This is a genomic window from [Clostridium] polysaccharolyticum (assembly GCF_900111595.1).
Classification (GTDB): Bacteria; Bacillota; Clostridia; order Lachnospirales; family Lachnospiraceae; genus Clostridium_AI; species Clostridium_AI polysaccharolyticum.
In genome coordinates this window covers 52,227-65,358 of the sequence record NZ_FOHN01000007.1, presented here as the reverse complement: position 1 = coordinate 65,358, position 13,132 = coordinate 52,227, and the positions used below count along the sequence as shown (strand labels likewise).

Genomic DNA, 13,132 nt, shown 5'->3' with positions numbered 1-13,132 from the left:
GTTTACTCTCCACTTACAAATTCTACTTCCCCAGTTACACAGTCAACCATTGCAAATGTCATGCGATCCATATCGTTACTTAAATAAAATGTCCAGCATGGACTTGTCTCATATATATTTCCTGCTCGCCAATTGCAATAATAACCATCTTTTTCAACTTTTTCACCATCTGTCTGTACTAAGCGGTATTCCAGATTCACATGATAAACATTGTATGCTTTATAAGAGGACAGCTTATCTGACAATAATTCTGATGCACACTGTAATGTAATGATGTTATCATATTCTTCTATGGTTTTATTGTAATCAAGGATTCCTGGATAATTATCTACTGCCAGCATTTCTTTTGACGAATTAAATACCATGTATGGCTGCATTACAGATACATAAGGTGCTTTTACATAATCAAGTGCTTTTCTGTAATCTTCATAAAACAGATCAGCACCCTGGTAAGATTTTGTGAATCGGACCTCAAAATAGTATTCTCCCTGCTTGTTTTCATAAACCAACAGAATGCTTGGCCTCCATGACATACTATCGTATTTTTTCGTAAATTCATCTGCGCTCTTCTGTGCCGTTTCAACAATATCAGTCAAGGAAACTTCTTTGTCCTTCCATTGAAAAGACTTATTATCATATTCATATTCGACACATACCTGCTCCACTAATTCATACTCTTCGGTATCTCCATTTTTTACCGATATCCAGCTATCTCCTTCCTCATAGGCATAATATAAAAACCCATCATTCCCCAACGAAAAAGATTCTTGCCCTTTTTCATCTATGTACTGCAGTCCTGGTTTGACAAGATTGGTGTCTACTTTGATCTTGGGATCTATCTCCTTCACAAACTCCTTTAATATTTGCATCCCATCTTTATCAAAATCTTTCCTCTGGCTAAATTCTATTTTTCCAATCTGTTCTGGCTGGTTTACCTGAAAATTATCTGCAAAATACAGATTTTCATACGTTTGCCCTTGAATATCCTTTGCACAATCCAATACATTTTTTAAACTGTCCAGCTGGATTCCGTCTTTCTTTTCTGCCTGCTGGCTTGAATTTTTTTGTTCTTTTAAATTTTCTGGCGTACTTACGCAGCCAGTTAATGAAATTGCAATACCTACTGCAATTATAAATGCTGTTTTTTTCTGCATTTTCTTATCCCTCGTTATTTCCATTATGATACCAAAATACAAATAGGAGCTGCCATTCAAAGAACAACTCCTATGTCCAAAAGCTTCCTATCAGCCATTGGCTTCTCTTATAACACCATATATCCGAATGCTTCTCTGTCCGCTATAATTGCTGACTTTTGAAGTCGCATCATAATATATACCACTTCTAGTCCTAGCACCATTTCGGTATTGAACAGTACGATACGTTGGTATCGCTTGGTTAAAACTGCTCATATTTAATGCTGGTGCTGTTATAATAGTTACTTGTGGTCCAATAAAATTCACGTCAAATATTGGCACCCTCAATACCATTGAATCTTTCCCTGCAGATGTATACCCTCCATAACAAATCAGCTGATTATCACTAGATGGTGCACCATAAGAATAGTACAATTCAATGTTATTTGAAACTGCGGCACTAACGCTCGTACTTCCTGTTGCAAATGCTGCAGCTGCAAGTCCTGCTGCAGCAAATTTTAATACTTTGTTCGTTTTTCTGCTCCTTACTTTTTACTTTTTTCTATCTTTTCTTATAAGAAATTTATAAAGAATTATATAATTCTTCATATTTCTTAGCTGAACTATTCCATGAGAAATCACAGCTCATGCCACGATCCACAAGTCTGTTCCATTCTCTTTTATGGTGATAATAGACATTTTTTGCATAATTAATCGTGTTCATCATTTCATGTGCATTATAGTTGCAGAATGAAAATCCTGTACCAGTTCCTTCATACTCATTATACGGAATAACGGTATCCTTCAAGCCGCCTGTCTCTCGGACAATCGGCACTGTTCCGTATCTAAGGCTCATCAGCTGGCTAAGTCCACAAGGCTCAAATAAAGATGGCATCAGAAAAGCATCGCAGGCTGCATAAATCCTATGGGAACGTTCATTGGAATAATAAATATTGGCAGAAACCCTGTCACTATACTTCCATTCGTAGTGGCGAAATAAATGCTCATATTTTTCTTCACCTGTTCCAAGCACAACTAACTGTGTATCTTCCTGACAGATCTGTTCAATCATATAATCAATTAAATCAAACCCTTTTTGGGAAGTCAGCCGTGATACAATTCCTATCATAAAGACTTTTTCGTCCTTTTTTAGTCCCAGTTCCGCCTGCAGTGCTACCTTATTTTTACTCTTTTCCCTACGGAAATTTGCTTTATTGTAATTTTTGATAATAAGTTTATCCGTAGCCGGATCGTATTCCTCATAATCCAGGCCATTTAAAATTCCAACAAGGGAATTGCTTCTTGCATTAATCAGTCCGTCAAGATTCTCTCCATAAAAAGGGGTTTTTATTTCTTCTGCATAAGTCTCACTGACGGTAGTAATTTTGTCAGCATAGACAAGTCCGCCTTTTAAGTAATTCGCATCCCCATATGCTTCAAGCTTATCTGGAGCAAAATAATACGAACTAAGTCCAGTTATGTCTTTTACTTTTTTCATATCCCAGATTCCCTGGAATTTCAGATTATGTATGGTCATAATGGTTTTGATTCCATGATAAAACGGATTCTGCATAAATACATCTTTTATATAAATTGGCAGCAGGCCTGTCTGCCAGTCATGGCAATGGATAATATCCGGCCGAAAATCCAAAGATGGCAGACTGGATAAAGAAGCTTTGCAGAAAAATGCGAACTTCTCAATATCCTCATAAATATTACCATAAGGCGTTGGTCCCGCAAAGTAATATTCATTATCAATAAAGTAAAATGTTACGCCATCATACACCGTCTCCATTACACCGACATACTGCTTTCGCCAGGCAAGATCAATGTAGAAACTGGTCCTAAACTTCATTTTTTCTTTATATTCTTCTGGAATAGCCATATATTTTGGCAGCATTACTCTTACGTCAAATTTATCTTTATTTATGTACTTCGGTAATGAACCAACTACATCTGCTAATCCACCTGTTTTAATAAACGGTACTACTTCAGAAGCTACGAACAATACTTTCTTCATAAGAAACCTCCCAAACTCTTGTTTTCATAATTATACATGATTTTATCCAAACATGAAAGTATTATATTTCATTTATGCCCTAAAGTTTAACAAAATTTATGTACGCATTTTATATTCTAAACGAATTTTATCAGCAATTAAAGCAACAAATTCAGAATTGGTAGGTTTTCCTTTTCCATTGGAAACTGTATATCCGAATAATTCATCTATCGTATCCATTTTTCCACGGCTCCACGCAACTTCTATGGCATGGCGAATTGCACGTTCTACTCTGCTTGGAGTTGTCTTATGCTGTTTTGCAATAGATGGATATAATAATTTTGTAATAGAATTCAGCATTTCCCCATCATTTACAGACATCATAATCGCATCTCGCAAATACTGATAGCCCTTTATGTGTGCTGGAACTCCAATTTCATGAATGATATTGGTAACATCTGATTCCAAGTTATGCTCTAATGAAACTGGTTTGCTTTCTAAAATAGGTGAGCGTTTTTGAACCACCAGATGAGGTGTCGAAACCTGTTTTGTCTGTTTAATTCTAGATAAGATTGTTGATTCGTCAAAAGGTTTCAAGATATAATAACTTGCTCCGAGTTCAAATGCACTTTCCGTAATGTGATCGGTACTAACTGCACTAACCACTACAAAACGTGGCACTTTCTTAAATTCGCTTGAATTGTGGGCTCTTTCTAATACTCCTAGTCCATCAAGTTTTGGCATAATCAAATCAAGTAACATAATATCCGGTTCTTTTTCCTTTATTAGCGTAAGTGCTTGTAAACCATCATAAGCCATTCCTACAACTTCGATTTCGTCATCTTTCCTTAAACATTCAACAAGTGTACCTACTGTTGATTCGTTGTCGTCTACAACAGCAACTTTAATTTTAGCCATTCTTTCAAATCCTCCTTAATTATTTAACTCATCGGCCCCTTTTGCCAAAACTCGTATAGTAAAATTATACATTTTTGTCTGTGTTTAGTCAATCTATACTTCTTTTTACTATATTTGCTTTGTTCAGTCCCGATATAACGTCTTAATAATATTGTTAATTTTTACCATATGAGTATTATATACATTTATTTCCATATAATCAACTAGTTTCTTTCGCAATTTTCGTCATTTATGTTTATTATCTGAAAACCTCATCATATTTTCAACAAATATTCCGTACCCTCTTGTCGAATCCTGTACAAAAACATGTGTTACAGCACCAATAATTTTGCCATTCTGGATAATCGGACTTCCACTCATTCCTTGTACTATGCCGTTGGTTAATGACAGCAGTTTTTTGTCCGTTATATGCAAAACCATACCCTTGCTGTTATTTTCTGTATTTAATTCAACTTTTTCAATTTCAATATCGTACTCTTCAATCCGATCTGATACCTGGCACAATATTGTTGCTTTCCCTGTCTTTATGTCTTGCTTTAAACCTATTGGATATTTTTTCATAAGCTTTGTACTAAAGGCGGATTCATCAATATGGCCAAATATACCTTGTCTTGTATTTTTATCTATAGATCCGTAGTGGTCGCCATTTCCTTTTCGTATGATTCCAACTACTTCTCCTGGTGTGCCTTTTTCCCCCTTGTTGATTTGAACAATATCGGCTCGATATAATCCTCCCTTCTTTACGTTCATAAGAAGTCCTGTATCTACATCTGTAATTCCATGTCCTAATGCTCCAAAAGAACCATCTTCATCTACATACGTTAAAGTTCCAATTCCTTGTGTGTCATCTCTAATCCAGGCACCTATCTTATACCTACCATCAGACCCTAGCACGGGCTTGATAATAACTTTCATCCGTTCATTGTTTCTCAACACTTCTAATTGTATATCATTTCCATTGCATTTTTCAATCATTTCCATTAATTTTTTTTTATTTTCTACATTTTCTCCATTAAATGATACAATATAATCGCCAGATTTCAGTATATTTAATGCAGGTTCATAGTTCAGGCCATCTTTTCCTCTAATAATACCCGTTCCCAAAACCAGAATTCCGTCCGTGTTTATTTTTATCCCCACAGAAGAACCGCATGGATAAAGGTATTTTTCTTCCATTACATCAATTTGTATATTCTTGTAAGCCATTAGGCCAAAGAGCTTTAATTTTACTTTGTAACTCCCTGGTTCCTTGGAATATAACGTAAATGGCTTTGCAAAATCAATCCTAATTTCTGACTTTTCAAGTTTTTTATCATTTACAGATAAAGCTCCCACGGTCTTTGCTACTATCTGTCCCTTTACTGGCAAAGAAAAATCTAATTTTTGTTCTTCGTTTACAATCATTCTTATACTATCTGGTATTTGCTTATCAATGGTTCTATATGATAAAAATCCGATTCCACCTATGACAAATAGCAGGATTACAACCAATGTTCTTCTATAAATCATTCGTCTTTTCATACGGCACACCCCATTTTCACGTCATTCTTAGATGCTATCAAATTCGGTTATAAAATGTGTAACGCAGTAACTGGATATATCACTTAAATTATAAAGCAAAAAGCGAATATACCTTTTGTATATCCGCTTTTAGTATGTGTCTATCTTTTTATTTCAAACTAGTAGTTTTTGGACTTTGACGCCAGATCTTTCATCTCCCTGGCACTTTCCATTACTTTATCTGTAATAGCAGCTCCACCTAAAATTCTAGCTAATTCCTTAACAGAATCTTCTTCATCCAAACATCTGATATTGGTTACGGTCACAGTCCCTTTCACCATTTTTTCAATAATGTAATGGGAATCAGCCATAGCTGCAATCTGAGGTAAATGTGTAATACATATTACTTGATGCTTTCTGGAAATATAGGATAGCCGTTCAGAAACTTTCTGTGCTGTCCGGCCACTTACACCCACATCAATCTCATCAAAAATTAATGTTTCAACCATATCATTATCTGCCAAAACGGACTTAACCGCTAACATAACCCGAGATAACTCTCCACCGGAAGCTGCTTTTCCAAGAGGTTTCAGATCCTCACCTGGATTAGTAGATATATAGAATTCCACGTCATCAAAACCATTACTGCTATAATGTTCCATCTTCTTAAAATTAATCTGAAAACGTACATCTAAGAAATTCAGTTCCACCAGTGCTTCATATATATCTTTTTCCAGTTTTCCTGCATATGCTTTTCGAATGCTGGAAATTGACTTGCAGCATTCTTCCAACTCTTCTTCTACATGCTTTAGTTTTAAAAGAAGTTCTGCTTGATATTCTTCAAATTTCTGGTACTTTTGCAGTTTTAATTGAGCTTTTTCATAATATTCCAGAATTTTTTCATAAGAATTCCCATACTTGGCTTTCATTCTTCTTATAGTATCAAGGCGTTCTTCGATTCTTTTGCATTCTTCTTCATCATAATTTAAATTATTCATTGAATGAAATAATTCCAGATTCAAATCATTTACAAAATTATCAATCGTTTCTATCTGTTGTGCAAAGTTTTCAACACCGGAATCCATATCCTGTATTTTTGAAAGTATGCGGGCAGCACGTCCTAATAAGGAAGAAACTGATTCCTGAGACGAAGAAGTAAGTCCATATACACTAGACAGGCCTTCCATGATATCTCCCATATTTACCATCTTACGGTACTGTTCTTCCAGCTCTTCTTCTTCCCCTTCTTTCAAAGCTGCAGCTTCAATCTCATTCATTTCATATTCTAAAAAAGACATCTCCCGAAGCCTTTCTTCTTCTGAGGTACCGCTGGAATTCAGTTCTTCTTTTAATGCCTGGTAAGAAGAATAAAGTTTTCCAGTCTTGCTTTTATATGGCAGAAGTTCCTGCTTTGCATAATGATCCAATATGGATAAATGTTTTGCCTTATAAAGCAGGGACTGATGTTCCTGCTGTCCATGAATGTCAATTAAATAACCGCTTAATTCCCTGATAACGGATACAGGAACCGTTTCACCGTTGATTTTACAGACACTTCTTCCACGCATAATCTTACGGGATAAAATAATCTGTCCATCTTCCATCTCAAGATCATGCCTGTTCATAAACTCTTCTATGGCTGATCCGGACACTTGAAATACAAGTTCTACCAAACCGTAATCGGCTCCTTTTCGTATCATATCCTGAGGAACTTTGCCTCCTAGCGCTATGTTAATGGAACCGATAATAATGGACTTTCCAGCACCTGTCTCACCAGTTAGTATGTTCAGATGTTTTCTAAAATCTATCTCAATCTCATCAATAATTGCCAAATTCTTTACATGTAGATTAACAAGCAAATTATAACCTCCCAACAAAACATATGTTCTTATTCAGATTATCATAAACCGAACATACATTCAACCCTTTTTTTAAATATTTACTTTTTTACTGATTAATGATAGAATATAGCGAGTCGCACAGCAGTTTCCATGAAATGTGCTGTTTTTTGCGTCATGTAACTTGGAAACAGAATATAGAAATGGAGGAGATTTTTTGTTAGTTTTACTTGCAATGGCTGCTTATATGCTTATTGTATTAGCAGTTGGTTTCTACTATGGAAAACGTAATAAAACATCCGACGATTATTTTATTGGCGGCCGTAAATTAGGTGCCTGGGTAACTGCCATGAGTGCAGAAGCGTCTGATATGAGCAGCTGGCTATTAATGGGACTTCCAGGTCTTGCTTATTTAACAGGATTTGGTGAAGCCGGATGGACCGCAATCGGTTTGGCAATAGGTACATACCTAAACTGGAAATTCGTAGCAAAACGTCTGCGTAAATATACAGAGGTAAGTAACAATTCTATCACATTGCCTGATTTTTTCAGTAACCGTTTTCGTGATAAAAACAATATTTTAATGATTATTTCATCCATCTTAATCATTATTTTCTTTACTGTTTACACTGCATCTGGTTTTTCTGCATGTGGTAAGCTTTTTGCCAGTATCTTTGATTTCAAATACGTTCCAACCATGATCATCTGCGGTTTTATAATTGTATTATATACATCTGCTGGTGGATTTATGGCCGCTAGTACTACCGATCTGATTCAAGGTTTGTTAATGTCATTTGCTATCATAATCGTTCTGATCATTGGCATTGTAAAAGCTGGCGGTATCGGCGAAGTACTTTCATATGCCAAAAGTGTAGATGGATACATGAGTTTATTCAGTACTTATGACCCCGCAGCTGGAAAAGCTGCTTCCTACGGCGTTATCAATATGATTTCTGGCCTTGCCTGGGGACTTGGCTACTTCGGAGTTCCACACATTTTACTTCGTTTTATGGCAATTAAAAGTTCAAAAGAAATTAAGAAGTCCAGAACAATTGCTATGACTTGGGTAATCATTTCTCTTGCTGTAGCTGTATGTATCGGATATGTAGGGGCTGCTATTACAGCAAAAGGTATCGGTGGTATTGAAACATTAACTACTAGTTCTGCTGCTGAAACAATCTTTATCCGCCTAACCAACGCTTTCTTACCTAAATTTATTGCAGGCATTGTTCTTTCTGGTATTTTAGCTGCTACTATGAGTACTGCTGATTCACAGCTGCTTTTAGTATCTTCATCAGTTGGAAACAATCTTTATAAAAAAATATTTCAGAAAGAAGCAACAGACAGACAGATTCTGCTTGTAACTAAGACTACTACATTTATCGTAGCAATTGTTGCTATGATTATTGCCCTTAACCCAGATAGTTCTATCTTTAATCTGGTTTCCTTAGCATGGTCAGGATTTGGATCTGCATTTGGTCCACTTATTTTATTTGCATTGTTCTGGAAGAGGACAACTTTAAAAGGTGCGGTTGCTGGCATGCTTGGTGGAGGTACATTATCTGTCGCCTGGTCCCTTTACATTTGCAAATTAGGCGGTATTTTAGAAGTATACTCTTTACTTCCAGCATTTATTTTTGCTAGTCTGTTAATTGTAATCGTAAGTCTTTTAGACAAAGAGCCTTCTAGTGAAATACAGTCAGAATTTGATTCTGTAGAAACTACTGAGATTTAAAAGAATTTTCAGACAGGAGCTGTCGCACTAAATAATCAGTGCACAGCTCCTTTTTAAGAATGATGCTTAATAAGCATTATATTTACTTCTATCTTACTGTAACATTGCAGTATAAGCGAATGCCATCAATAATGGCAACGATTCGGGTTTTCCCTTTCATTCTGGAAACGACACTGCCATTTTCTACAGAAGCAATAGACGCATTTTCTGAATACCATCGAACTCCTGTATTCTTTTCTTCTACCCATAACTCGATTCTTTCGTATTGTCCCATTGTAATACTTGTACGGTTTAGTCCAACTACTGTTACATTTACCATGCCTACTTTGCCACTGCTGGTCCGGATTGTTATAGTCGCCGCTCCAGGCTTTCTGGCAGATACCCTGCCTAAAGAAGAAACCGTTGCAACACGTTTATTATCACTTGAAAAATAAACTCTGTCTGTTGTGTTGTTAGGTGTAATACTATAAGCTAACATGGATGAAGTACCTTTAACCAATACCATGTCTTTTTCTGAAATTGTAACTGCAGTAGAAGGAACAGCCTTTGATACATATACATAACAGACTGCTTTTTTGCCACTATTATCTTTTGCCTTAGCATATATTTTGCAATTGCCTGCACTTAAAGCGGTAAGGTTACCATTTGAATCAATCTGTGCAATATCAGGGTTACTGGAACTCCATTTTACAGACTTATAAGATGCGCTAGATGGCGAAACCTTAGCTTTGATTTTTGTTGTTCTTCCTACTAGCATTTTAATTGTAGACTTGTTTAAAGTAATCTTTGTAACCTGTCTTACAACATGAATCCGGCAGGCCGCATATTCCCCACTGCCATCTGTTGCCTTACATTTAATCGTTACCGTTCCTTTTTTCTTCCCCTTTACAACTCCTTTGGAACTTACGGTAGCAATACGGACATTTGTCGAAGTCCATTTTAATTTCTGGTTGGAAGAATAATTGGATTTCACTTTTGCTTTTAATGCTATGGTTTTTCCAATTCCCAGAGTATAGCTTGATTTATTAAGGGTAATGCTGGTAACTGACTGCTTTACCGTAACCAGGCAGGAGGCTGTATGTCCACCATCTTCTGCTACGGCAGTTATAACAGCAGCACCACCTCTTAATCCAGATACAACACCCTTACTGGTAACAGAAGCAACTTTTGTATTGGAACTGGACCACTTCACCTTCTTATTCGTTGCATTTGAAGGTGTAAATATTGCCTTTAATGTAAATTTCTTTCCTTTTACAAGTGTCTTCTTGGCATAGTTCAGTTTCATAGAGGTTATCTGATTATAAACGGTAACATATAGGTATTCTACGGCACCAGATTTGGTTTTCACTGTAATAACCGTCTCACCCGGCTTAACACCAGTTACCTTTCCAGATGCATTTACAGTTGCAATAGAATTATCTTTTGATTTCCATGTAAATGTCTTTTCGGTACTATTTTTAGGATTAGGTGTTGCTATTACCTGATACGTATCACCTACTGCTATTTTCAAATTGTAAACATCTAGTGTTACACTGGATGCTGCTTTTGTGACCACAACCTCACAGGTCTCTGAAAAACCATTTTCCGTAGATGCAACAATGTATGTTTTGCCAGGAGCAACAGCTGTAATTTTACCATCTGCGGATACAGTCGCAATTGCTGAATTCATCGTTTTCCAAATAACAGAAGTGGTTGCATCCTTTGGTTCCATCTTATATGTAACTTTCTGGCTCTGTCCTGCTTCCAATGTGAGCTGTTTTGTATCAAGCGAAAATCCTGTAGCAGCTTGAAGTACCGTCAAATCGCACTGTGCCATAGTCAAATATGGATTATATGCTGGCCTTACGGAAATAATGGCAGCACCTGCTGAAACTAAAGTTACAACACCATTTTCATCTACCTTTGCAACAGCTGTATTAGAAGAAGACCATACTAAATCATTGCTAGTTGCATCAGCTGGTGTATACGTTGCTTTTAATTTTACAACATCCGCATTCACTTTTACTTTTAACTGTGTCGGCTCTATCTTTATAGTCTTAATTGGAGCTACTACTGTTACTGTAACGCTTGCTGTTACAAAGTTATCCGTATTGACTGCCGATATAACCGCTGTACCTGGTTTTAAACCAGTTACAACAACACTCTTATTATCATTGGAAACGGAAAGACTTACGATTTCCTCTTCATTGGTAATCCATGTTATAGGTGCAGTACTGACATTTGGTGTAAATGTAGCTAATACAGTCAACGTCTTGTCAACTTCAACATTTACCTTTTCATAATTTAACTTAATATTTGTTACGGTACTTACTACACGTACCTGGCACACTGCATGCCGAATATAACCAGAGGAAGTTACCTGCGTCAAAGTGATCTTAACATCTTTATCATCTCCCGTTACCTGCAATCCTCTAATTAATCCATTTTTATCTACGGAAACATAACTTGGATTATCTGATTCCCATGTAAACTCACCGTCAGAGGCACCACTGGTTTCACGCAGCTGCAGTTTTGCCCCCAATGCAAGAGTAACTGCTGATCTGTCTAAAGTAATTCCGTCTGAAACATGTATTTTTACTGTATAATATCCATCTGCCGGCTGTGTTCCCTCTAACAGTTCATCTACTAATGTGCCTTCATCTATTTTTACCTTTATAATAGCATCTCCAATTTCTAATGCTGTTCCTCTTACTTCAGAATCAACGTAGCTGACTACACTGACTCCGCTTTCTAACGTTGACGAAAACATGGAATGGAATACATCTGGTGTTACATTGAAAGCCTGTGCAACATCAAAATCATCACCTTTGTTTACATACAGCACCTTATCAGCAAATTCCCCATAAACGTATAAGGTTACTGCGGAATACAATCCTTCTCCAATATCGTCAATGGTCAGGCCAGCCTTACAGTAATCTTCATATACTCCCTTAGGGAAGAACTTGATACTGTATCTTCCAGCTTTTGCTATTGTCTTTAAAAACTGGTTTGGAGTAGATGGACGAAGATCTATCAGATCAGATGTTACATATCCTAAAGAATCTTCTATTATAGTAGTAGAACCACCTATACCAGTAGATATAACCCATTCCATTTTATCCTTAATAGATCCGCCATTTAAACGGTAAGCAGTATCTGTAATCAGTCTGTCCGCTTCCGTTTCGCTATGTACATATATGTTGTTTTTTACTGTATCCGAACTGTCTTTTACAGTAGGCACTACATAAACCGTAATAGAATCCTTAAGCACTGTTGTAGAATCTGACGGCAGATAGGAAGCATTGATGGTTGTCCTTCCAGCCCCTACAACTGTAACCACACCATTTTCTACTGTAACCACATCCTGATCTTCAGAAGTCCAGGTACAGTTAGAATCACTGGAATCTCCATAGTTTAAAGACAATGTAACCTTACTGTCGAATCCTTTCATAACAAGAGAATCTCTCTCATCTGTAGGAATAACCGTACGGAATCCAAGACTGGCATCCTCCAGAATCGCAAACTTAATGTCAATCAGGCAAGTTACCGTTCTGCTACGCAGATTTCCCGAATCATCCTTATATTTTACTTCTGCGGCAATTGTTGCCAGACCAGGTTTTAATGCATTTACCTGACATAAACCCTTGGTAGCCAAAGGCGATACTGTAGCTGTTTTTTTAGCTGTATCGGTTGAATCACTAGCCACACTCCATGTTACTGACTCAAAATCCGAATGATCGCTGCTAGACAGCTGAAGTACCTGTGTCTTAGAGCGCATCACAAAAGTAGTTCCTGTAATTGTAGTAGTTAAATGTGTCACCTCATCTATTACCTGAATCTCAAACATTCCTCCAGATTCAGCCAGCGACTCACTTTCAAAATTTGGCACAAACATAAACACTACCATAAAAAAAAGAATACCTATTAGAATTCTATGACTAAAATATGTACACTTTTTTTTCATCCAATTCCTCCCTCGTCAAAAAAAACCTATTTTATGATTTATCGGCTGATTTGTGTAAAATCTTAA

The 13,132-nt window shown here is 36.7% G+C and carries 8 protein-coding genes; 1 reads left to right on the top strand and 7 read right to left on the bottom strand.

The window, feature by feature from the left end; translation table 11 throughout:
• Window positions 1-2 precede the first annotated feature (2 nt).
• The 6 genes from BMY85_RS06215 to recN form a co-directional block, all read right to left on the bottom strand.
• On the bottom strand, window positions 3-1,154 hold the full coding sequence (locus tag BMY85_RS06215) for a hypothetical protein (protein WP_143066334.1): 1,152 nt from the start codon (window positions 1,152-1,154) through the stop codon (window positions 3-5).
• 90 nt (window positions 1,155-1,244) lie between these two features.
• Window positions 1,245-1,568 carry a hypothetical protein gene (locus BMY85_RS06210; protein ID WP_143066333.1) on the bottom strand — a complete coding sequence of 108 codons (324 nt, stop codon included), beginning with the start codon at window positions 1,566-1,568 and terminating at the stop codon, window positions 1,245-1,247.
• Between the two features lie 148 nt (window positions 1,569-1,716).
• The gene (glgA, locus tag BMY85_RS06205) at window positions 1,717-3,153 is read right to left on the bottom strand and encodes a glycogen synthase GlgA (protein ID WP_092477402.1); all 1,437 of its coding nucleotides are present in this window, start codon (window positions 3,151-3,153) and stop codon (window positions 1,717-1,719) included.
• 96 nt (window positions 3,154-3,249) lie between these two features.
• Window positions 3,250-4,050, bottom strand: coding sequence for a sporulation transcription factor Spo0A (gene spo0A / locus BMY85_RS06200; RefSeq protein ID WP_092477401.1), 801 nt, complete (start codon window positions 4,048-4,050; stop codon window positions 3,250-3,252).
• Between the two features lie 225 nt (window positions 4,051-4,275).
• Window positions 4,276-5,571 carry a SpoIVB peptidase gene (gene spoIVB, locus BMY85_RS06195; RefSeq protein ID WP_092477400.1) on the bottom strand — a complete coding sequence of 432 codons (1,296 nt, stop codon included), beginning with the start codon at window positions 5,569-5,571 and terminating at the stop codon, window positions 4,276-4,278.
• A 158-nt stretch (window positions 5,572-5,729) separates the two neighbouring features.
• Window positions 5,730-7,409 carry a DNA repair protein RecN gene (gene recN / locus BMY85_RS06190; RefSeq protein WP_092477399.1) on the bottom strand — a complete coding sequence of 560 codons (1,680 nt, stop codon included), beginning with the start codon at window positions 7,407-7,409 and terminating at the stop codon, window positions 5,730-5,732.
• A 214-nt stretch (window positions 7,410-7,623) separates the two neighbouring features.
• On the opposite strand from recN, the gene putP reads away from it, so the two are divergent.
• Window positions 7,624-9,123, top strand: a complete 1,500-nt coding sequence (gene putP, locus BMY85_RS06185; RefSeq protein ID WP_092477478.1) for a sodium/proline symporter PutP — start codon at window positions 7,624-7,626, stop codon at window positions 9,121-9,123.
• A gap of 88 nt (window positions 9,124-9,211) precedes the next feature.
• On the opposite strand, the gene BMY85_RS06180 is transcribed toward putP, so the two are convergent.
• Window positions 9,212-13,066, bottom strand: coding sequence for an Ig-like domain-containing protein (locus BMY85_RS06180; protein ID WP_092477398.1), 3,855 nt, complete (start codon window positions 13,064-13,066; stop codon window positions 9,212-9,214).
• Window positions 13,067-13,132 lie beyond the last annotated feature (66 nt).